Genomic DNA, 20129 nt, shown 5'->3' with positions numbered 1-20129 from the left:
GAGGGGAATGGTGCTGCTGGGGAGGATTGAACTCCCGACCTCGTCATTACCAATGACGCGCTCTACCACTGAGCTACAGCAGCGCCTGATCCGAAGGCCTCGCGGCCAGCGCTTCAGCGCTTGCCCACGGTCACCCGGGGCAGGGGCGCGCTAATGTCCGTGACCGAAGCAATTGTCAAGCGGTGCTTGCGCATTCTTTTTCGCAAGGCCATTCCGAGGGGGACGGAACGGCCCCCGAAAGACCCATTTACCATGACGCAGACCCAGCAATCCCGCGAGGAACGGCTCGCTGCCAAGCTTCGCGAAAATCTTCGTCGCCGCAAGGTGCAGGCGCGTGCTTTCGATGCTGCGACGCAGGATGAGCAAGGGGCGATGGCCGAATCCGATTCGCCGGATGTAGAGGCGGATACGACGGCTGCCGAAAAAGTCGTCGCCGCTGGAGGTGAAATCGAATCGGGCGCTCTTTCCAAATCGCCCCCGGAAAGCTAGGGGCTGCGCCCAGACATATCGTCAGTCTGCCAAGAGGCGTTCCCCGCCGGAGCGCCGATGAGACCCGGGAGTATGCTTTGCCTCGCCTGATCCTCGTCCGCCACGGCCAGAGCCAATGGAACCTTGAAAACCGCTTCACCGGCTGGTGGGATGTCGACCTGACCCCGCTCGGCGAGGACGAAGCCCGCGCCGCCGGCGCGCTGCTCAAGGAAAAGGGCATTGCCCCCACCGTTGCTTTCACCTCGCTGCAGACCCGGGCGATCCGCACCCTGCACCTGGCGCTGGAAGCGGCCGGGCTGCTGTGGATTCCCGAGACCAAGGACTGGCGCCTCAACGAGCGTCACTATGGCGGCCTTACCGGCCTCAACAAGGCGGAGACCGCTGCCAAGCACGGCGAGGACCAGGTGAAGATCTGGCGCCGCAGCTTCGACACGCCGCCGCCGGTGCTGGAAAAGGGCAGCGAGTTCGATCTCTCGACCGACGCACGCTACGCCGGGATCGACGTGCCGCAGACCGAAAGCCTCAAGGACACCATCGCACGCGTCCTGCCGTATTACGAAGGCTCGATCGTGCCGCACCTCAAGGCCGGTGCCGACGTGCTGGTCTCGGCCCACGGAAATTCGCTGCGCGCGCTGGTGAAGCATCTCTCCAACATCTCGGACGACGAGATCACCGGTCTGGAAATCCCGACCGGCCAGCCGATCGTCTACGAGCTGTCGGACGATCTCGCGGTTCTCGACCGCTATTATCTCTCGGAGCGTTGAGATGAGCGCCGTGGTGCCGGTCGCCATCATCATGGGCAGCCAGTCCGACTGGCCGACCATGGGCAAGGCTGCCGAGATGCTCGACAAGCTGGGCGTCGCCTATGACGCCCGCATCGTCTCCGCCCACCGCACGCCCGAGCGCATGGTGGATTTCGCCAAGGGCGCGGCCGACGAAGGCTTCAAGGTGGTGATCGCCGGTGCCGGCGGCGCCGCGCATCTGCCGGGCATGGTCGCCGCGCTCACGCACTTGCCGGTGCTGGGCGTGCCGGTGCAGTCCAAGGCGCTGTCGGGGCAGGACAGCCTGCTCTCGATCGTGCAGATGCCGGCCGGCATTCCGGTCGGCACGCTGGCCATCGGCGAAGCGGGGGCGGCCAACGCCGGTTTGCTGGCCGCCGCGATCCTGGCCACCACCGACGAGGCGCTGGCGCAGCGGCTCAAGGCTTTCCGGGCCGCGCAGACCGACAGCGTGGCAATCCGTCCTTCCTGATAGATCGAGTAACGGCGTCATGATTCCCCCCGGCGAAACCATCGGCATTCTCGGCGGCGGCCAGCTTGGCCGGATGATCGCGATGGCGGCAGCGCAGCTGGGCTACCGCTGCCATATCTATGCGCCTGAGGCCGATTCGATCGCCGCCGAAGTCAGCGCGGCCTTCACTTGCGCTGCCTGGGACGATGGCGAGGCGATGGCGAAGTTCGCCGCCGACTGCGCCGTCGTCACGTACGAGTTCGAGAACGTGCCGGTCGCCCCACTGGCGGCGCTGGGGGCGACTCCGCTGCTGGCGGGGCCCCTCGCACTGGAAACCGCGCAGGACCGGCTGAACGAGAAGCGCTTCGTCACCGAGCTTGGCGGCACGCCTGCCCCGTTCTTTGCGGTCGACAATGCCGCTGATCTGGCCGCGGCGATGGCCGAGATCGGCACCCCCGGCATCCTCAAGACCCGGCGCGACGGCTACGATGGCAAGGGCCAGTGGCGGATCATGACGCCGGAAGATGCCGAAGGCCTCGAGCTTCCGGCCCAGGCGCTGATCTACGAAGGCTTCGTCACCTTCTTTGCCGAATTCTCGGTGATCCTGTGCCGGGGCGCCGATGGCGACATCCGCTATTTCGATTCGGCCGAGAACGTCCACGAGAGCGGTATCCTTTCGGTAAGCACTGTTCCGGCGCCAGCCGCGATTCTGGAACAGGTTCCCGCCGCCCGCGCACTGGCCGCGAAAGTGGCCGAGGCGCTGGGCTACGTCGGTGTGCTCACGCTCGAATTCTTCGCCACCGCAAACGGCCCGGTGTTCAACGAGATGGCGCCCCGCGTGCACAATTCGGGGCACTGGACCATCGAGGGCGCGGTGACCTCGCAGTTCGAGAACCACGTGCGCGCGATCTGCGGGCTGCCGCTGGGCAGCACCGCGCTGGCAGCCGACGCGGTCGAAATGCGCAACCTGATCGGCGACGAGGCCGATGCCTGGCCGGCGATCCTGGCCGATCCCGCCAATCACCTCCACCTCTACGGCAAGGGTGCGGCGCGCCCCGGCCGCAAGATGGGGCACGTGACGCGCCTCTCCTTCTCGCAGGACTGAACGGCGACTTGGCTCAAGACATCTTCCTTGTCTATGCGCGCGCCGCAAACGGCACGATCGGGCGCGACGGGGCTCTGCCCTGGCACCTGCCGGCTGACCTCAGGCGGTTCAAGGCGCTGACGATGGGAAAACCCATGATCATGGGCCGCAAGACCTTCGACAGCTTCCCTTCGCCGCTGCCCGGCCGCCGTCACATCGTGCTGACGCGCGATGAAGCATGGCAGGCTGAAGGCGCCGAAGTTGCCCATAGCGTCGACGCAGCGCTGGAACTGGCAGGCGAGGGCGAGGTCGCGGTGATCGGCGGCGCGGAAATCTACGGCCTCTTTGCAGGCCTGGCGAACCGCATCGAACTGACCGAGATCCACGGGGACTATGAAGGCGATACCTTCATGCCCCGTCCCGGCAGCGAATGGCGCGAGATCGCGCGCGAAGAGCATAGGGCGGACGGTAACCGCCCCGCCCATGCTTTCGTGACGCTCGAGCGCGACTTATAGGCCCGAAACGACATGATTCGCCTCGACAACCGTGAGCCCTTTCCCGAAGACATGCGCGGCGCCGTGCTGGCGCTGGGCAATTTTGACGGATTCCACCTCGGCCATCAGGCCGTTGTCGGCGAGGCGATCCGCTGGGCGCGCGCCGAAGGCCGCAAGGCGATCGTCGCCACGTTCGATCCGCATCCGGTGCGCCATTTCCAGCCCGAGGCCGAACCGTTTCGCCTGACCACGCTGGACCAGCGGCAGGAACTCTTCGGCGAAGCGGGCGCGGACGCCATGCTGGTGTTCCATTTCGACGGCGCCATGGCCGGCATGCATGCCGAGCAGTGGATCGAGCAGATCCTTGCCGGGCAGCTTGGCGTTGCCGGTGTCGTCACCGGCGACGATTTCACCTTCGGCAAGGCGCGTAGCGGCAATCCCGGCGTGCTCGAGGACGTCGGCGGCACGTTCGGAATCGCCGCGCGTGCGGTCGGCGCGGTACTCGACGGCGGCCTGCCGGTCTCGTCCAGCCGCATTCGCGAGGCGCTGCAGGCGGGTGACTGCGAAACCGCCGCGCGCCTGCTGACACGGCCCTTTGCCATTCGCGGCCATGTCCAGCATGGCGACAAGCGCGGCCGGGTGATCGGATTCCCGACCGCCAATCTCGACATGGCGAACTACTTGCGCCCGCGTTACGGCATTTATGCCATCACCGGCCATCTGCCCGGCGGCCGCACGGTGATCGGCGCCGCGAACATGGGCATCCGCCCGACCTTCGATCCGCCCAAGGAACTGCTGGAGCCGCATTTCTTCGATTTTTCCGGCGATCTCTACGAGCAGGAAATCGAGGTGGCCTTCCACCACTATCTGCGCGGCGAAGCCAAGTTCGATTCCATCGAGGCGCTCAAGGCGCAGATGGCGCTCGACTGCGACAGGGCCCGCGAACTGCTCGCCGATCGGGCCTGAGAACGCGCGGGTCGCGGCGCAAATCCTTATCGGATTTGAATAACCCGGCTCGAACGACTATCTCGATGCGGTGCAGGTCGATCCGCCGAACCCGCCCCCGACGGCGATTTCCGTGACGTCTCCAATGACGTCCCCCGAGACGTCTCCAATGACGTCCCGCGAGACGTTCCCGACAACACCGGAAGCGCGACGGCGGGCTGCCTTGCTCTGGCGCGAAGGGCGTGGTCCGCGTTTCCCGCGTCCCAACCTGACCGCGCGCCCGTTCGTCATCATGCGCCGGGTGATCGAGGGGACCTGGGAGGACGGGTTCATCCACGCCGGCAACCTTGCCTACATGACCATCGTCGCGCTGTTTCCCTTCTGCATCGCGGTTGCCGCGATCTATTCGGCACTGGGCGAGCAGGGTCAGCTCGATCGTTCGATTTCGGCACTGCTGGCGGCGCTGCCGCTGCGCGTGCGCGAGGCACTCGCCCCGGTTGCGCACGATGCGGTGCGGGCGCGGCACGGCTGGCTGCTCTGGGTCGGCGGCGCGCTGGGGGTATGGACCGCGACCAGCCTGATCGAGACGATCCGCGATATTCTCTACCGCGCCTACGGCATTACCAAGAAGCGGGGGTTCTGGCGCAACCGGCTGGTGTCCAGCGGCGTGATCTTCGGTGCGGTGCTGCTGATGTTGCTTTCTTTGTCCTCGCAAGTGCTGATTTCGCTGATCGAGGACATGCTGCTCGACCTGTTTCCCGGCCTCGGGCGTTTCGATTACCAGCTGGCCCTGTCGCGGGGGGTGACCGCGGGCACGCTGTTCGGTTCGCTTTATGCGCTGTTTTACCTGCTCACGCCCTCCCAATACCAAGGGAAGGGCTTCCCGAAATGGCCGGGAGCGCTATTGGTGGTCCTGTGGTGGCTCACTACCGCCTGGGTCCTGCCCAGAGTGTTGCGCAATTTCATCGCTTACGATCTGACTTACGGAAGTCTGGCCGGAGTGATGATCGCGCTTTTCTTTTTCTGGTTTGTCGGACTAGGGATGGTTGCGGGCGCCGAACTCAACGCGGCCCTCACCGTCAGTCGCGAGGAGCAGGAGATGCTCGCGGGGCAAAAGGGCGGCAACGGCGGAATCCTGGACAGGGCCGCCGAGAACAACGAAGCACAGGAAGAACACGAATGACCGGTCTGATGCAGGGAAAACGCGGCCTGATCATGGGCCTTGCCAATGACAAGTCCCTGGCCTGGGGCATCGCGAAGAAACTGCACGAACAGGGCGCCGAGCTGGCTTTCTCCTATCAGGGTGATGCGCTGGCCAAGCGCGTGAAGCCGTTGGCGGAAAGCCTCGGCAGCGATTTCCTCATCGATTGCGACGTTTCGGACATGGCGGCGCTCGACGCCGCGTTCGAGACGCTGAAGGCCCGCTGGGAGACGATCGACTTCGTCGTCCACGCCATCGGCTTCTCGGACAAGAACGAACTGCGCGGCAAGTATGTCGATACCAGTCTCGACAACTTCCTGATGACGATGAACATCTCGGCTTACAGCCTGGTTGCCGTCACCAAGCGCGCGGAGCCGATGATGCGCGAGGGTGGCTCGATCCTGACGCTGACGTATTACGGCGCCGAGAAGGTCGTGCCGCACTACAACGTCATGGGCGTTGCCAAGGCGGCGCTGGAAACCTCGGTGAAGTATCTCGCCAATGACCTTGGCCCGCAGAACATCCGCGTCAACGCCATCTCGGCAGGTCCGGTGAAGACGCTGGCCGCTAGCGGCATCGGCGACTTCCGCTACATCCTCAAGTGGAACGAGCTCAACTCGCCGCTGCGCCGCAACACCACGATCGAGGATGTCGGCGGTTCGGCCCTCTACTTCCTCTCGGAGCTGTCCGCGGGCGTGACCGGCGAAGTCCACCATGTCGATTCGGGTTATCACCTCGTCGGCATGAAGCAGGAAGACGCGCCGGACATCGCGCTGAGCTGAGCGCGATCCGGGCATGAAAAGGGCCGGAAGGAGCGATCCTTCCGGCCCTTTTCATTTGGGGGCAGCTGCCGATTACTTGGGCCGGGGCAGCGGGGTGTCGGTCTTGGCCGCGTCGGCGGCGGCATCGGCCTGGGCCTGCTGGCGGCGCTGCTGCTCGAAGTAGGCCTTTTCGGCTTCCTCGACGCGCTTCTGCTCGTCGGCGGCGGTGGCGTCGATGGTCGAGAGGCGCTTCTGGCGTTCCGCGGCGATCAGTTCGCCGAACTTGACGTCGGTGCCGTTGGCCTTTTCCGCATAAGCCTTGTCGATCAGTTTCTGGGTGCAGCCCGAAGCGCCGCCAGGGCCGACCGGCGAGCAGCTCATGTTGCCGAAAGCGCCAACGGTTTCATAAGCCTGCACCTTGTTGGTCCAGGCATCGGACTTGGGCGAATCGATGCCGCGCAGCGGTTCGGGAATGCGGTAACGCTCCGATTCGGCCTTGCGTGCGCAGACCGTGATCTCGTGGTCGGAGGAGACCGGGCAGGGATCGTCGCCGTAGATGATCAGCTGGTTGACCTTCTCGTCACCGGCGGAGGCTTCCTGCGCCGAGGCTGGCGCGGCGCCCAGGACAAGGCCGAGCCCGATTGCGGTGGCCAGCGTGGCGGCGGAGGTCAGGAGGCGCGTCATCGAAAATTGCTCCAGTCAGAGAGTATGTCGCAGCCCGGATATAGGGGCGGCGACCCTTGAACGGTAGCTTAAGCGTGCCGCCGTACCATGGCCTGTATCAACAAGGGCTTCAAGCAGCGCTGGAAAATCAGATCCTTTCCGAGAGCTTGATGGCTGCCTTGCAGCCCAGGCGGATGGCGTGGAACAGCAGCGGATAGGCGGGCGCACGCTCGGCCCCCGCCGCCAGCGCGGCATCGCGGTGTTCGCGTTCCTCGTCGCGGAACTGCGCGATCACTTCGCCGAGTTCCGGGTCTTCGTCACCCAGATCTTCGAGCTGTTCGGTGTAGTGGCGGTCGATCTCGGTCTCGATCGCGGCGGTGCAGGCCATGGCGGCTTCCGGGCCGATCAGCGCGGTGGCCGCGCCCAGCGCGAAACCGGCAACCGACCAGACCGGCTGCAACAGGGTGGGGCGCACCCCGCGCTCGGCGATCAGGCGGTCGAAGCGCGCCTTGTGCTCGGCTTCCTGCTCGGCCATGCCGGCGATCTCGGTCGAATGCGGCGCACGGGCACCCATCACCGCCATCTGCCCGGCATAGATACGCACCGCGCCATATTCGCCGGCGTGGTCGACACGGATCATGCGGTCGGTCTTCGAAGTCATGACGTCAGCCTTTTGCGGCCGGGGCGCTGCGGCCGAGAAGCGTAAAGATCGTGAGCGCGCCCAGCGTGGAGAGCAGGAAGTTGAAACCGGCCAGCGACACCCCGCCCAGCGTCCAGGGGGCGACGTCGCAGCGGATCAGCGGGGCGGCCATGATCGCGTCCATCGGGTTGACGCCCGGCGCGAAGGTGCTGGAGGTGCAGGCGGTGAACCCGCTCCACCAGCCGTATTCGACGCCGGCGTGGAATCCGCCGATGAGGCCCGAACTGAGGATGCCGAGGGCTGCCACGGCCACCAGCGGGCGCACCGGCCGCCAGAAGAACGCGAGCAGGGCAAAGGGCAGTGCGAACATCTGGCCGTAGCGCTGCCACCAGCACATCTCGCAAGGGTGCAGGCCGAAGCCGTACTGGCTGATGTAGGCACCGCCGAGGGCGATCACCGGAATTGCCAGCGCAAGCAGGCGGGCACTGCGCAGGGAGGTGCCGGGCAGGGAGGCTGCGACGGATACGGTCATGTCTGGTCTTCAGTCCTTGCGGGCGACGGAGCCGGGGGTTGCCGGAGTGGCGGCGGTGGCCAGCGCGGGCTTGCCGGCGGTGCGGCGCAGCGTGTCGATCGCGTAGCTGAGCTGGAAGTCGGTGACGCCGCGCTTCTTGAGTTCCTCGGCGCTGACCTTGAAGCGCGGATCGTCCGCCTTGTCGGTCTCGAGTTCCTTGTCGTCGATCGACGCCTCGTTGATGAGGTGGCTGCGCAGATCGGATTCGCGCACGGCCCGCTCGGCCCTGGCGCGGGCGTCGGGGTCGGACAGCTGCGGCACCTTGATGTCCGGCAGGATGCCACCTTCCTGCACCGAGTGGCCCGAGGGCGTGAAGTAGCGCGCGGTGGTGAGCTTGACCGCACTGTTCTTGTCGAGCGGGATGTAGGACTGCACCGATCCCTTGCCGAAGGTGCGGTCGCCCATGATCACCGCGCGGTGCAGGTCCTGCAGCGCGCCGGCGACGATCTCGGAGGCCGAGGCCGAGCCCGCATCGACCAGCACGACCAGCGGCATGCCCTTGACGACATCGCCCTTGAACACGGTTTCGGCGCGGTAATACTGGTTCTCGCTGGCGATGCGGCCGCGCTGCGAGACGATCGTGCCATGGTCGAGGAACAGGTCCGACAGCGCTACCGCCTCGTCGAGCGAACCGCCCGGATTGGAGCGCAAGTCGAGCACGAGGCCGTCCAGCCTGGTCCCCTTCCTGGCCGCCTGCATCTTGAGGTCGGCAATGCCCTTGTTCACGAAGTTGCCGACATCGCGCGAGAATTCGTTGACCGAGATGACGCCGACGTCGTCCTTGAGTTCCCAGGTCACGGGTTCAAGCTCGATGACGCCGCGTGCCACCGTCACGTCGAACGGTTCGGTGCGGCCGGGGCGGAAGATCGTCAGCTTGATCGAGGTGCCGGCGGGGCCGCGCATCTTCTCGACCGCCTCGTCGAGATCGCGCTCGTAATAGAGCACGCCGTCGAGATGGGTGATGTAGTCACCCGCCTTGATCCCCGCCTTGTCGGCCGGGCTGCCCTTGAACGGCGAGACCACCTTCACGGCGCCGTCATCCTCGACCACGGACAGCCCGAGGCCGGTGTAATTGCCGTCGATCATCGTCTCGAGCCGCTGCTTGGCGGGGCCGTCGAGATAGTTCGAATGGGGGTCGAGGCTGGCGAGCATGCCGTCGATCGCCCCCTTGAGCAGCTTGTTGTCGTCCACCGGGTCGACGTAGTTGGCCTTGATCAGCTCGTAGATGGTGAAGAGCTTCTGGAATTCGCGGCCCGCATTGCTGTCGACGGCGGCAAGGCCGGAGGTGGCGGCGGGCAGGACGGCGACGGCGGAAACCAGCAGGGTCGCGCGGAGAAGGGAAACGAACTTGGTAGGGCCAAACTTCATCGGGCTATATTTCATCCGGCTGGGTCGCCTCTCGTGAATCGCATCCGGCAGGGACCGTGGTCGTCGACTGTCGCATCGCACGTGTCAGTCAGCCGTGCATACTATCGGGGCGCTGCGGCAATTGCCAGCGGGGACATCTGTCCGCGCATGTTTAGGGCGATTCGCGCAAGGGGGCTCCGGCGGGTCAGAGCGAGCGCACATATTGCAGCGGGTTCACCGGGGTGCCGCCGCGGCGCAGTTCCACCTGCACACGCGGATCGCCGGGGCCGGTCTCGCCAAGCGGCGCGCCGGTGACGACGCTGTCGCCCACCGCCACGTCGAGCCGGGCAAGGCCGGTGACCAGCGAGGTCCAGCCGCCGTCGTGCTCGATGATGACGATCCGGCCGTAGCCGTTGTAGGCCCCCGCATAGGCGATCCGCCCCGGCGCCGGTGCCACGATCTGGGCATTGCCGCGGGTGGCGAGCGACAATCCGCGGGCGGGGCTTTGTCCCGGCAGCACTTCGCCGAAGCCGGTGACCAGCCGTCCGGCGACCGGCAGGATGTAGCTGGGCAGGCCTTCGGGCGGGGCGTCGAACCGCGTGGCCTCGATCACCCTGGCGGATTCGGGCCGGTCGGGGCGCATGACCGGGCCGGGCAGGGCGGAAAGCTGCGCGCGCAGCGCGCCCTGCCTGCCCACCGCGTCGACCAGGTCGGACAGGTCGCGGGCCTTTTCGGCCAGCGCCAGGGCATGTTCGCTCTCGCGCGCGGCAATGCCGCTGGCCTGCCGTCCGGCGAGGCGCTGGCGGGTCTCCAGCACCGCGAGGCGATTGCGCTGATCCTTCATCTGCACCTGCGAGGCGGCCAGTTCGCTGCGTGCCGCCCGCGCCTGCCGTTCGAGCGCGCGGCCGCGTTCGATCTCGGCGCGCAGGCCGGCGGTGCGGCGCTGCACTTCGGGCAGCATCGTGTCGAGCAGGGCGCGCATATAGACCGCGTCCTGCAGCGAGCCGGGGCGGAACATCGCCAGCACCGGCGGGCGGCGGGTGAGGCGCTGGAGTGAGCCGGTCAGCCGCACGAGCGGGGCCTGGCGCCGCGCCAGCCGCTCGCGCAGGGCGGTCCGCTGGAAGCCGAGCAGCTGGATCTTTGCTTGCTGGGCCGTGATCCCGGCTTCGGTTTCCTGGATGCGGGCGGCCAGCGCCGCGGCATCGCGGGCGGTCTTTTCGGCCTGCTCGGTAACGCCCCGGGCCTTGCGTTCGAGCAATTCGGCGCGCCGGCGGGCGCGTTCGCCGTCCTGGCGGGCGGCGATCATCTCCTGTTGGGTCCGGGTGGCGTCAACCGCGGGGTCGAGCACGGCGAAGGCGCCGGTCTGGCTGAGTCCGGAACCGGCAAGCAGCCCGAAAAGCACGACAGCACCCGCCGCAAGAGCGGTGGATGCTGCCAGGATCGTGCGTTTTTTCGGGCTCACGCGCGTCTGACTAGATCAGCGCGAGTCCGGCGGGAAGGGGGCGGAGCAAGAACCGGAGGAAACTGGCTCCGCAACTCGCTCGGCGACCCTTCTTGCATCAGTTCAGCCGGTGCGGCGAACGGCGCCCTTGTGCGAGCCGACGCTCTTGGGGCCGCGCGGACGGAAGTTGCGCTTGCGCTCACCCTGTTCCTCGCCGCCTTCGCGGCGTTCGCCATGATGGGCACCGCGCGGAGCGTCCTGGCGCGGACGATCGTCGCGGCGGCGCTCGTCACGGCGGCCGTCATGGCGCCCGTCATGGCGATGGCCGCCATCGCGCTGGCCTTCACTGCGCTGACCGTCACGACGGGTGTCACCGTCGCGGCGCTCGCCACGCGGCTGCTGGCTGCGGTTGCCGCCATTGCCGCGGCCGTTGCCGCGGCCACCCTGACCGCCGCTGCGGCCATTGCCCTGCGGCGCGGAAGGCGCGCTGCGGGCAGGCGCGGGCAGGCGCGAGGCCTGCTTCTGGAAGTCTTCGGGCAGGCCGAGCGTGGTCAGCTTGACGCGGGTCAGCTTCTCGATGTCGCGGATATAGGGCTTCTCGTCCGGCGCGACGTAGCTGACCGCGACACCGTCGGCACCCGCACGCGCGGTGCGGCCGATGCGGTGGACGTACTGTTCGGCCACGTTCGGGATTTCGAAGTTATAGACATGGCTCACGCCCGAGACGTCGATGCCGCGTGCGGCGATGTCGGTCGCCACGAGGATGCGGATCGTGCCCTGCCGGAAGCCGCCGAGCGCGGCGGTGCGCTGGGCCTGGCTCTTGTTGCCGTGGATCGCGGCGGCCGGGATGCCGGCAGCGACGAGGTGGCGGACCACGCGGTCAGCGCCGTGCTTGGTGCGGGTGAACACCAGCGCACGGTCGATGGCGCCGTGTTCGGCCTTCTCGGCGGCGTCTTCGGCAAGGCCGGCGCGCAGGCTGAGCGTCAGCAATGCCTGCTTTTCGGCCTGGTTGATGAAGGTGGCGTACTGTTCGACACGTTCGGCCGTGGTCGACTGCGGCGCCACTTCGACGCGTACCGGATCATTGATGAACTGGCGGCCGAGTTCGGCGATCGCCTGCGGCATCGTGGCCGAGAAGAACAGGCTCTGGCGCGACTTGGGCAGCAGCGCGGCGACGCGCTTGAGCGGCTGGATGAAGCCGAGGTCCATCATCTGGTCGGCTTCGTCGAGCACAAAGATCTCGACATGGCGCAGCGTCAGCGCGCGGCTGTCGATGAGGTCGAGCAGGCGACCGGGGGTGGCGACAAGGATATCGGTCCCGCGTTCGAGCGCGCGCGCCTGCTTGCCGGCGGGCACGCCGCCGAAGATGCACTGGACCGAGAGGTTCAGGAACTTGGCGTAGCCGCGCATGTTCTCGGCGATCTGGGCCGCGAGTTCGCGGGTCGGCGACAGCACGAGCATCCGGCAGCCGGCGTTCTGGCGCGGCTTGGGATCACCCGCGAGCCGGTGCAGCGACGGCAGCGAGAAAGCGGCGGTCTTGCCGGTGCCGGTCTGGGCGATGCCAAGCAGGTCACGGCCTTCGAGCAGTGCCGGAATCGACTGGCGCTGGATCGGCGAGGGATCGGTGTAGCCCTTGGCGGTGAGCGCACGGAGAATCGGCTCGGCCAGACCAAGTTCGGAGAAATAGGACATCAAGTCACTTTCACAAGCAGCCCGGGCGCGCCGACAGAAAGGGGCGCGCGGAGCTAGGTGTCGTTTCGGGCGACCCTGCGTGAAGAAGGAAGCTGGTTCAGGGGCAACCGCTCGTCCGGGCCGGTTCTGGCGATGGACGCCGGAAACCTCACGCTGCTCTCGGATTGCGGTGGGAAATGGAGCCCACACGCCGGTTGCTTGGTGTGCATTTAGGACAGGGCTGGGGAAAACGCAAGAAAATTGCGTTTTCGGGGAATGCGGTCTGGCGCAAATCGCTGATTCGCCTCGACGTGCTCCTGTGGATTCGCGAAGATCTTATCCTTCCTTGCCCCATTGCAGGGTCTGCGGATCGCCCTGGGTGACCAGCCGCCGCAAGGCGGCGCGGGCGAGGCGTTCGGTTTCCACCTTGCGGCGAGCGGCGGCCAGCTGGTGCAGCGGGGCGGGCCGCAGGATCTCGGCATCGTAGCCGTCGGCCGCGATCACGCCGCAGCGTTCGGGCAGAAATGCGTCGGATTCCAGCGGTGCGCGGTCCAGCGTGGGCGGCAGGGCCCAGTAGAACCGGTCGCAATAGTCCAGATAGTCGGTCCACTTGCCGTCACCCAGCAGGTCGGCCCGGCTCACCTTGATCTCGACGATGATGACGTGGCCTTTGGCATCGACACCCATCAGGTCCGCCCGCCGTCCACAGCGCAGCGGCATCTCCGGCAGGCACCAGATGTCATTGCGTGCAAACAGCCGTCCAACCCCGCGGGCGACGTCCAGGGCGGTGATCGACGCTGGCGTGCTCGAAATCGGACTGCTCGGAATCGGACTGCTCGGAACCGGATTGATTGGCGAAAAGGGAGAATCGATGTCGGCCATGCCGCATCATAGGAACATAATGGGAACTTTCAACCTGCCAGGCGGCGTGATTCGCCGAGGGAATGTTCGGTCAGAGGAAGCGATTCGCTCGGAACCAGCGCGACCACGGCATCGCGTGCGGTTATGAATTCTTCCCAGAGCGAGCGCGCCGCGGCGTGCGGTTCGGCCCCGCGGTCAAGCGCGCAGAGCAGGGCACAGAGGCCGGGTTCCATGATTGCGGTGAGGTCGTCGATGCCCTGTTCGGCAAGACGGCATTGCCAGCCGCCGACTTCCCGGATGATCGCGGGAAAGGCGCGGACTTCGAGGCCGGTGTTGTGGTCATCGGTTCCGGCGATCGCGGCGACGACCTGTGCGGCCTGGTGGAGGGCGGCCCACTTGATGGCGATCGATCCCATGGCCGTGGGCGCGGCCGCCTGCGAGGGCTGCGGCCAGGAGGCGATGTAGTCGTTAGCGCAGTTGTCAGCGCCGCCGTGGGCGCAGTCGCCAACCGTGCCATTGCCATTGGGGCGATGATGGGGATTGACGATATCGGTCACGACCCAGCCGTCGGCTGTCGTCCAGTCATTGTCCGAGGGAAAACCGGTTGCGTCCATGGGCGAATCGATAGCCCAGAGGCGGTTGCGAATTTGCTAACCCGGCATCCGCATCACATTTTCCGGTGGACTGCGGGGCGATAGCGATATTTGTCTCTGGCAAGGCGGCTCATGCTCTGCTAGTCGCCCCGGCACTGCACCCGTAGCTCAGCTGGATAGAGCGCTGCCCTCCGAAGGCAGAGGCCACAGGTTCGAATCCTGTCGGGTGCGCCATTTCTCCTAAATCGTCGACGGTTGTTCCCGGTCGCTTCAGGTTGGTGGCTCAGGCTGCTACCGCCAGTTCGGCCCCGCTGTGGAAGCGGGCGCGGTAGTCGCCCGGCGTCAGGCCCAGCACGCGGTGGAAGCTGCGGCGAAACGCGGTGGTGTCCTCGTAGCCGACCGACCAGGCGATCTGGTCGATCGGGCGGCGGGTGAATTCCAGCAGTTCGCGCGCCTTGCCGATCCTGAGGTGCTGCACGTACTCGCTCGGTTTGAGGCCGGTGGCAGCCTTGAAGCGGCGTTGCAGGGTGCGCTCCTCGAGCCCGGCCTGAAGTGCCATTTCGGCGAGCGTGGTGGCGCGGCCGGCGCGTGCCTGCAGCCAGTGCTGGAGCTTCAGGATCGCCTCGTCGCCGTGGGTGAGGCGCGGGGCGAAACTGGAATAGTGCCGCTGTTCGCGCCCGGCCGGGTCGATCAGCAGGAACTTGGCGGTCTCGATGGTGACAGTGGGGCCAAGCAGGCGGTCCACTAGCCGCAGGCCGAGGTCCGTCCAGGCCATCAGTCCGCCGGCGGTGATGAGGTCGCCGTCCTCGATGACGATGCGGTCCGAATCGACCTGCACCTCGGGAAACCGCTCCTGCAGATCCTGCGCGAAAAGCCAGTGGGTGGTGGCGGGGCGTCCGTCGAGCAATCCGGTGGCCGCGAGGATGAAAGCGCCGCCGCAGGTCGAGGCGAGGGTGGTGCCGCGCGCATGGCGATCGAGTAGCCAGCGCGCATAAGGCGCCGCCTCGTCGCGGCCCGCTGGACCGGAGAGGCGGCCGGGCACGATCAGGACGGCCGGTTCGCCCGGCTGGGCGGGGGCGGTGTCGTGGCAGCGGTGGAAGGTGCCGTCTTCGCCTTGCGCCCAGTGGCTGACGCGCAAGGCCAGGCCGCCATTGCGGACGGAGAAGTGCGAGGCGATGGCAAAGAGGTCGGTGATGCCGTGGACCATGGCGGTCTGGCACCCCGGGTAGAGCATCAGGCCCACTTCATGTCCCCCGGACCCTGACCGTGTCGAAGCTGTCGGTTTCATCGTCGCGCCCACTCCATCCAGATCGAATGTCGGAATCGGCCTGCTCAATGTCGCCTGCGACAATCCCGGGTCTCGGAGCGGCAGCGTATCTCCTGTCTCACCCAAGGCAAAGAGGGCGCGCAAGGGGCGCTCTTCCGGGAAAAGGAGATAGACGATGACCACGATCACCACCAGGGACGGAACCCGCATCTTCTACAAGGACTGGGGCGACAGGAACGCCCGGCCGATCGTCTTCTCGCACGGCTGGCCGCTGTCCGCCGATGCCTGGGACGCGCAGATGGTGTTTTTCGCCGAGCAGGGTTTCCGCACGATCGCGCACGACCGCCGCAGCCATGGCCGCTCGGACCAGGTCTGGAACGACAATACCATGGACCAGTATGCCGACGACCTGGCTCAGCTGATCGAGACGCTGGACCTTCATGACGTCATCCTTGTCGGCCATTCGACCGGCGGCGGAGAAGTGACCCGCTATATCGGCCGCCACGGCACGGCACGCGTGGCCAAGGTCGCGCTGATCGGCGCGGTGCCGCCGCTCATGCTCCGGACCGAGGCCCATCCCGGCGGCTTGCCGATCGCTGTCTTCGACGCGATCCGTAAGGGCACTTACGAGGATCGTAGCCGGTTCTTCCATGATCTCACCATCCCCTTCTATGGCTACAACCGCGAGGGCGCGCAGATCTCCGAGGGGGTGCGCCGGGAATTCTGGCGCGAGGGGATGATGGGCGGCCTCAAGGGCCAGCTCGACTCGATCCGGGCCTTCTCGGAAAGCGACTTCCATGCCGACCTCATGAAGTTCGACGTGCCCACGCTGGTCCTGCATGGAGACGACGACCAGATCGTGCCGATCGGTGCCGCCGCCCTGGAAACGGTCAAGATCGTCAAGCAGGCCGTTCTCAAGGTATACGAGGGCAGCAGCCATGGTCTTACCCAGATCGAGGCGGACCGCTTCAACGGCGATCTTCTCGATTTCATTCGCAACTGAACCCCGGACCATCCGGCGGCCGCGATGATCGCCGGGCTTTCTCCCAGAAGGAGCCATGCCATGAAGACCTATCTTGTCACCGGTGCGTCCGACGGAATCGGCGCGCTCTATGCCGATCGCCTGGCCCGCCGCGGCCACGACCTGATCCTTGTTGCGCGCCGCAAGGGCAAGCTGGCCGAACTCGCAGCCCGGCTGGAGGCGGAAACCGGCGTCTCGGTGGAAGTGATCGGCGCCGATCTCGCCAAGGCGGAAGACGTGTTGCACGTGGAACAACGGCTGCGGGACGACGCGGCGATCGTCGGCCTCGTCAACAACGCGGGGATTGCCAACGAAGGATCGATCCTGGGGGCCGATGCCGATTACCTCTCGGGCATGATCGACCTCAACATCCTTGCGGTCACACGCCTGTCGGCGGCCATCGCCCCGCGGCTGGCGGAGCGGGGGGCAGGAACGATCGTGAACGTCACTTCGGTCACCGCGCTGATGCCGGAAGCGTTCACCGCGGTCTATCCTGCCACCAAGGCCTATGTCCTCGCCTTCAGCGAGGCGCTGGCGGCCGAACTTGGCCCCAAGGGCGTGCGCGTGCAGGCGGTGCTGCCGGGCATCACCCGTACCGCGATCTGGACCGAGGAGGCGATGGCGCACTTGCCCGCGCACATGGTCATGGAGGCGGGCGACATGGTCGATGCCGCGCTCGCCGGGCTCGACATGGGCGAGACTGTGACGATTCCCGCATTGCCTGACATGGCGCAGTACGAGGCCTATGTCGCCGCCCGCACGGCGCTGCGGCCGAATCTCTCGCTGGCCCGGCCCGCCGCGCGCTACGGCGTCGGCGCCGCAAGCTGAGGAGGCAGGCACATGACCCTTGGTCTTTCCATCGCCCAGTTCACCCTGCTCCATGTCGCGATCAGCCTGGTCGCGATCGCGAGCGGGGGTGTGGTCATGGTGGCTTTCGCCGCCGGACGGCGCATCCTTGCCGGGCTCTCCGGCCTGTTCCTGATGACGACGGTGGCGACGACACTCACCGGCTTCCTTTTTCCCTTTCACGGGGCGACCCCGGCCTTCCTGACCGGGGTGGTCTCTGTCCCGGTGCTGATCGGGGCTCTTGTTGCCTTTTACGGCTATCGGGTGAGGGGCAGGGCGGGGGCGGTCTATGCGGTTTCGGCCAGTGCCGCGCTTTATCTCAACCTGCTGGCCTTCGTGACCCAGGCCTTCCTCAAGGTGCCCGCGCTTCATGCGCTGGCACCCTCGGGAACCGAGCTGCCGTTCCTTGCGGTGCAAGTGGCGGTGCTGGGGGGCATGATCGGCCTGGGCCGGTGTGCGCTTCGCGCGGCGACGCAGGGCTGAAAACACGCCGCGCGGACCTTCCGACGGGCGCGGAGGCAGCTTTCCACCGAATTCCCAACCTTGCAGGGGAAGAAAGCCCGAATCATACCCTTGGCCACCTTGAGAGGCGCCCGGCCTTGCGGCATGAGAACAGGGTGCTTTCGCAGAAAACCCGCTATGCCATCCGTGCCATGCAGCACCTTGCCGACAACTTCGGACAAGGCCCTGTCCAACTGGCGCAGATCGCCGAGGCGCAGAATATCCCTGCCAAGTTCCTGACGACGATCCTTTCGGAACTCACCCGTTTCGGCATCGTCGATTCCCAGCGCGGCAAGGATGGTGGCTACTGGCTGGCGGTGCCGCCGATCGACATCACCTACGGCGATCTCATCCGCATCATGCGCGGATCGCTGGCGCTGGTGCCCTGCGCCAGCCGGTTCGCGCACGAGAAGTGCAAGAACTGCCTCGAGGAAGGTGACTGTCGAACCCGGGCACTGATGCTGGAAGTACGGGACCGCACCGCCGACCTGCTCGACGGCGTCCGGCTTTCCGACAAGATCGAACTGGTCCCCGCGCAGGCCGACGAAGAGGCCTGACCGCGCCCTTCTGCCTGCCGTGCAGTGCAGGTATCGCTTCGGCGTAAATAGATTTTGCTTGGGCGCGAAAATGAGAACCTTCCGCCTTTGCCTATTGTCTACTTTTTAAGTTGAGAATATGCATGGGTCGGCGGCCAGGAAAAGCCGCGCTCGGAGGAAGATTCGCAATGGCTCAACCGTCAACGGATACCCAGCGATCGGGATTGCACCTGGCCAGAGACGTCGCGCGAGACCGTGATGGCGCACAGCCCAAGGTGGCGCCGTTGCAGGTGGTTGCCGAGGCTCTCGACCGGATGCGTTACGGCGTGATCCAGATGACCGTCCACGACGGCAAGCTGGTCCAGCTCGACATAACGGAACGCAAGCGCTTCGCTTCTTAAGCGTGCGCTGCCGCGCCGAATCCCGGTTATCGGCCAAGATCTGATCAAGCCAAGTCAGCCAAACAGACCGGACCCCCGGATGTAAGGCCCCAAGCCATACGACTCATCAAGGGGGATTTCATGAGACGCCAATTCAGCGGGCCGCTACCGGCTCCGCTTCCGCTTGCCTGCCTGACGTTCACGCTGCTGGTCGCGACACCCGCGCTGGCCAGCGAAACGGCGGCGCCAACGGCCGCCGCCAATGTCGAAACCACTGGCGAAGCCGAGCAGGAATCGCCCACATCGGTCGGCACCGGCGCGCACGATCGTGGCGGCGAGATTCTCGTCACGGCGCGCCGCCGACAGGAATCGAGCCAGAGCGTGCCGCTGGCAATCTCGGTGGTTGGCGGCGAGCATCTCGATTCCACCGGGGCCTTCAACGTCGGCCGTCTCCAGCAGTTGACGCCGACGCTCCAGTTCTATTCGTCGAACCCGCGCAACACGGCGGTCAACATCCGCGGCCTCGGCGTGCCGTTCGGTCTCACCAACGACGGCATCGAGCAGGGCGTGGGCATCTATATCGACGATGTCTACAACGCGCGTGTCGCCTCGGCCACGTTCGACTTCCTCGACGTTTCCCAGATCGAAGTGCTGCGCGGCCCGCAGGGGACGCTTTACGGCAAGAACACCACCGCCGGCGCCATCAACATCACCACCAACCAGCCGACGTTCGACTTCCAGGGCAAGGCCGAGGTGTCGATCGGCAACTACAACTTCAAGCAGGCCAAGGTTGCCGTCTCCGGCCCGCTGTCCGATACCGTGGCGATCCGCCTCGCGGCCTCGACCACCGATCGCCGCGGCACGATCTACAACGTGACGACCAGCCAGTGGATCCAGAGCCAGGACAATATCGGCCTGCGCGGCCAGCTGCTCTGGAAACCCGCCGATGCGCTGTCGATCACGCTGGCGGGGGACTACAGCACGCAGGACGCCAATTGCTGCGGCTCGGTCTATGTCGGTTACGGCCCGACCCAGCGCGCCGCCAATCGCCAGTTCCCGGCGCTCGCCGCCGCGCTCGGCTATACGCCGGTCAGCACCAACCCGTTCGATCGCCTCACCGATCTCGACACGCCGCTCAAGGCGAAGAACAAGATCGGCGGCGCTTCGGTGCGGGTGAAGTGGGACCTCGGGGCCGGCACGCTGACCTCGATCAGTGCCTGGCGCTTCTGGGACTGGGATCCCTCGAACGACCGCGATTTCACCGGCCTGCCGATCGTCGCGCTCTCGCAGAATCCCTCGCAGCAGGACCAGTACACGCAGGAGCTGCGATACAACTATAGCGGCAAGCACTTCGATTTCGTGGTCGGCGCCTTCGGCTTCTATCAGCGGATCGACACGCAGGGCACCGAATCGCAAGGCTCGGCGGCCAGCCGCTGGAACATCAATCCGGGGACCGTCGCACAGGTCCCGCCGGGCTCCTCGGGCTGCGGACCTACCACGTCGAACAAGCTGGCCTGCGACCCTCCGGTTCTCGACGGCCTGGTCGCCTACAACAGCCAGTATCTCAAGAACACCAGCGCCGCGCTG

The 20129-nt window shown here is 66.3% G+C and carries 23 protein-coding genes and 2 tRNA genes (1 of these 25 only partly in view); 15 read left to right on the top strand and 10 right to left on the bottom strand.

The annotated features are described in order from the left end of the window. Positions 1–8: 8 nt before the first annotated feature. Positions 9–83, bottom strand: a tRNA-Thr gene (locus CA833_RS06425). Between the two features lie 169 nt (positions 84–252). Between CA833_RS06425 and CA833_RS06420 the strand changes: the two genes are divergently transcribed. The 8 genes from CA833_RS06420 to fabI all read left to right on the top strand — a co-directional run bounded on the left by CA833_RS06420 (position 253) and on the right by fabI (position 6225). After that, entirely contained in the window at positions 253–489 is a 237-nt protein-coding gene (locus CA833_RS06420) for a hypothetical protein (protein WP_207080171.1), read from the top strand. Positions 490–566: 77 nt separating this feature from the next. After that, positions 567–1253 (top strand): 2,3-diphosphoglycerate-dependent phosphoglycerate mutase, encoded by a 687-nt coding sequence (gene gpmA / locus CA833_RS06415; RefSeq protein WP_207079573.1) that lies wholly within the window; start codon positions 567–569, stop codon positions 1251–1253. A gap of 1 nt (position 1254) precedes the next feature. Beyond that, positions 1255–1740 (top strand): 5-(carboxyamino)imidazole ribonucleotide mutase, encoded by a 486-nt coding sequence (purE, locus tag CA833_RS06410; protein WP_142636689.1) that lies wholly within the window; start codon positions 1255–1257, stop codon positions 1738–1740. Positions 1741–1759: 19 nt separating this feature from the next. Continuing rightward, positions 1760–2824: a 5-(carboxyamino)imidazole ribonucleotide synthase gene (locus tag CA833_RS06405; RefSeq protein WP_207079572.1), complete on the top strand. Its 1065-nt coding sequence runs from the start codon at positions 1760–1762 to the stop codon at positions 2822–2824. Positions 2825–2832: 8 nt separating this feature from the next. Further along, entirely contained in the window at positions 2833–3318 is a 486-nt protein-coding gene (locus tag CA833_RS06400) for a dihydrofolate reductase (RefSeq protein ID WP_207079571.1), read from the top strand. A gap of 12 nt (positions 3319–3330) precedes the next feature. Further along, complete coding sequence (locus CA833_RS06395) at positions 3331–4263, top strand: bifunctional riboflavin kinase/FAD synthetase (RefSeq protein ID WP_207079570.1); 933 nt, start codon at positions 3331–3333, stop codon at positions 4261–4263. A gap of 271 nt (positions 4264–4534) precedes the next feature. Continuing rightward, positions 4535–5425: a YihY/virulence factor BrkB family protein gene (locus tag CA833_RS06390; RefSeq protein ID WP_242526301.1), complete on the top strand. Its 891-nt coding sequence runs from the start codon at positions 4535–4537 to the stop codon at positions 5423–5425. After that, complete coding sequence (fabI, locus tag CA833_RS06385; RefSeq protein WP_142636695.1) at positions 5422–6225, top strand: enoyl-ACP reductase FabI; 804 nt, start codon at positions 5422–5424, stop codon at positions 6223–6225. Before CA833_RS06390 ends, fabI begins: the two co-directional genes overlap by 4 nt. A gap of 72 nt (positions 6226–6297) precedes the next feature. Here the strand turns inward: fabI and CA833_RS06380 are convergent, their stop codons facing one another. From CA833_RS06380 to CA833_RS06345, 8 genes are all read right to left on the bottom strand, one after another. Then, positions 6298–6888, bottom strand: coding sequence for a hypothetical protein (locus CA833_RS06380; protein ID WP_207079568.1), 591 nt, complete (start codon positions 6886–6888; stop codon positions 6298–6300). A gap of 127 nt (positions 6889–7015) precedes the next feature. Beyond that, positions 7016–7528 carry a demethoxyubiquinone hydroxylase family protein gene (locus CA833_RS06375; protein ID WP_142636699.1) on the bottom strand — a complete coding sequence of 171 codons (513 nt, stop codon included), beginning with the start codon at positions 7526–7528 and terminating at the stop codon, positions 7016–7018. 4 nt (positions 7529–7532) lie between these two features. Further along, a complete protein-coding gene (locus tag CA833_RS06370; RefSeq protein WP_207079567.1) occupies positions 7533–8039 on the bottom strand; it encodes a disulfide bond formation protein B in 507 nt (168 codons plus the stop codon). Positions 8040–8048: 9 nt separating this feature from the next. Continuing rightward, the gene (locus tag CA833_RS06365) at positions 8049–9446 is read right to left on the bottom strand and encodes a S41 family peptidase (protein ID WP_185928639.1); all 1398 of its coding nucleotides are present in this window, start codon (positions 9444–9446) and stop codon (positions 8049–8051) included. Between the two features lie 184 nt (positions 9447–9630). Continuing rightward, on the bottom strand, positions 9631–10887 hold the full coding sequence (locus CA833_RS06360; RefSeq protein WP_242526300.1) for a murein hydrolase activator EnvC: 1257 nt from the start codon (positions 10885–10887) through the stop codon (positions 9631–9633). 102 nt (positions 10888–10989) lie between these two features. Continuing rightward, a complete protein-coding gene (locus CA833_RS06355; protein ID WP_207079566.1) occupies positions 10990–12558 on the bottom strand; it encodes a DEAD/DEAH box helicase in 1569 nt (522 codons plus the stop codon). Positions 12559–12873: 315 nt separating this feature from the next. Then, positions 12874–13419: an MmcB family DNA repair protein gene (locus CA833_RS06350; RefSeq protein ID WP_207079565.1), complete on the bottom strand. Its 546-nt coding sequence runs from the start codon at positions 13417–13419 to the stop codon at positions 12874–12876. 29 nt (positions 13420–13448) lie between these two features. Beyond that, positions 13449–14012 (bottom strand): hypothetical protein, encoded by a 564-nt coding sequence (locus tag CA833_RS06345; RefSeq protein WP_207079564.1) that lies wholly within the window; start codon positions 14010–14012, stop codon positions 13449–13451. A gap of 136 nt (positions 14013–14148) precedes the next feature. Here CA833_RS06345 and CA833_RS06340 point away from each other — a divergent pair. Next, positions 14149–14225: transfer RNA gene (locus tag CA833_RS06340), tRNA-Arg, on the top strand. 49 nt (positions 14226–14274) lie between these two features. Here the strand turns inward: CA833_RS06340 and CA833_RS06335 are convergent. Continuing rightward, entirely contained in the window at positions 14275–15225 is a 951-nt protein-coding gene (locus tag CA833_RS06335) for a GlxA family transcriptional regulator (protein WP_242526299.1), read from the bottom strand. A 208-nt stretch (positions 15226–15433) separates the two neighbouring features. Here CA833_RS06335 and CA833_RS06330 point away from each other — a divergent pair, with 208 nt between their 5' ends. The 6 genes from CA833_RS06330 to CA833_RS06305 form a co-directional block, all read left to right on the top strand. After that, the gene (locus CA833_RS06330; protein ID WP_142636710.1) at positions 15434–16261 is read left to right on the top strand and encodes an alpha/beta fold hydrolase; all 828 of its coding nucleotides are present in this window, start codon (positions 15434–15436) and stop codon (positions 16259–16261) included. A gap of 60 nt (positions 16262–16321) precedes the next feature. Then, positions 16322–17107: an SDR family oxidoreductase gene (locus CA833_RS06325; RefSeq protein ID WP_207079563.1), complete on the top strand. Its 786-nt coding sequence runs from the start codon at positions 16322–16324 to the stop codon at positions 17105–17107. Between the two features lie 12 nt (positions 17108–17119). Next, on the top strand, positions 17120–17608 hold the full coding sequence (locus CA833_RS06320; protein WP_207079562.1) for a hypothetical protein: 489 nt from the start codon (positions 17120–17122) through the stop codon (positions 17606–17608). A gap of 134 nt (positions 17609–17742) precedes the next feature. Continuing rightward, positions 17743–18183, top strand: a complete 441-nt coding sequence (locus CA833_RS06315) for an Rrf2 family transcriptional regulator (protein WP_142636716.1) — start codon at positions 17743–17745, stop codon at positions 18181–18183. Positions 18184–18350: 167 nt separating this feature from the next. Continuing rightward, complete coding sequence (locus CA833_RS06310; protein ID WP_142636718.1) at positions 18351–18563, top strand: YezD family protein; 213 nt, start codon at positions 18351–18353, stop codon at positions 18561–18563. 120 nt (positions 18564–18683) lie between these two features. Continuing rightward, positions 18684–20129, top strand: the 5' portion of a protein-coding gene (locus CA833_RS06305; protein WP_207079561.1) for a TonB-dependent receptor. The gene runs 1110 nt beyond the window's last position; the window shows 1446 of its 2556 coding nt (coding positions 1–1446); it begins with the start codon at positions 18684–18686; its stop codon lies beyond the right edge, outside the window.

The sequence above is a fragment of the Novosphingobium sp. KA1 genome (assembly GCF_017309955.1).
Classification (GTDB): domain Bacteria; phylum Pseudomonadota; class Alphaproteobacteria; order Sphingomonadales; family Sphingomonadaceae; genus Novosphingobium.
This window is presented reverse-complemented; position numbering and strand designations above follow the sequence as displayed.

Coding starts and splice junctions, on each gene's coding strand:
- CA833_RS06380 (WP_207079568.1), bottom strand. CDS start 6,888: ATGACGCGCCTCCTGACCTCCGCCGCCACGCTGGCCACCGCAATCGGG.
- CA833_RS06345 (WP_207079564.1), bottom strand. CDS start 14,012: ATGGACGCAACCGGTTTTCCCTCGGACAATGACTGGACGACAGCCGAC.
- CA833_RS06420 (WP_207080171.1), top strand. CDS start 253: ATGACGCAGACCCAGCAATCCCGCGAGGAACGGCTCGCTGCCAAGCTT.
- CA833_RS06335 (WP_242526299.1), bottom strand. CDS start 15,225: ATGCTCTACCCGGGGTGCCAGACCGCCATGGTCCACGGCATCACCGAC.
- fabI (WP_142636695.1), top strand. CDS start 5,422: ATGACCGGTCTGATGCAGGGAAAACGCGGCCTGATCATGGGCCTTGCC.
- CA833_RS06310 (WP_142636718.1), top strand. CDS start 18,351: ATGGCTCAACCGTCAACGGATACCCAGCGATCGGGATTGCACCTGGCC.
- CA833_RS06320 (WP_207079562.1), top strand. CDS start 17,120: ATGACCCTTGGTCTTTCCATCGCCCAGTTCACCCTGCTCCATGTCGCG.
- CA833_RS06375 (WP_142636699.1), bottom strand. CDS start 7,528: ATGACTTCGAAGACCGACCGCATGATCCGTGTCGACCACGCCGGCGAA.
- CA833_RS06350 (WP_207079565.1), bottom strand. CDS start 13,419: ATGGCCGACATCGATTCTCCCTTTTCGCCAATCAATCCGGTTCCGAGC.
- CA833_RS06365 (WP_185928639.1), bottom strand. CDS start 9,446: ATGAAGTTTGGCCCTACCAAGTTCGTTTCCCTTCTCCGCGCGACCCTG.
- CA833_RS06370 (WP_207079567.1), bottom strand. CDS start 8,039: ATGACCGTATCCGTCGCAGCCTCCCTGCCCGGCACCTCCCTGCGCAGT.
- CA833_RS06355 (WP_207079566.1), bottom strand. CDS start 12,558: ATGTCCTATTTCTCCGAACTTGGTCTGGCCGAGCCGATTCTCCGTGCG.
- CA833_RS06390 (WP_242526301.1), top strand. CDS start 4,535: ATGCGCCGGGTGATCGAGGGGACCTGGGAGGACGGGTTCATCCACGCC.
- CA833_RS06405 (WP_207079572.1), top strand. CDS start 1,760: ATGATTCCCCCCGGCGAAACCATCGGCATTCTCGGCGGCGGCCAGCTT.
- CA833_RS06330 (WP_142636710.1), top strand. CDS start 15,434: ATGACCACGATCACCACCAGGGACGGAACCCGCATCTTCTACAAGGAC.
- CA833_RS06325 (WP_207079563.1), top strand. CDS start 16,322: ATGAAGACCTATCTTGTCACCGGTGCGTCCGACGGAATCGGCGCGCTC.
- purE (WP_142636689.1), top strand. CDS start 1,255: ATGAGCGCCGTGGTGCCGGTCGCCATCATCATGGGCAGCCAGTCCGAC.
- CA833_RS06395 (WP_207079570.1), top strand. CDS start 3,331: ATGATTCGCCTCGACAACCGTGAGCCCTTTCCCGAAGACATGCGCGGC.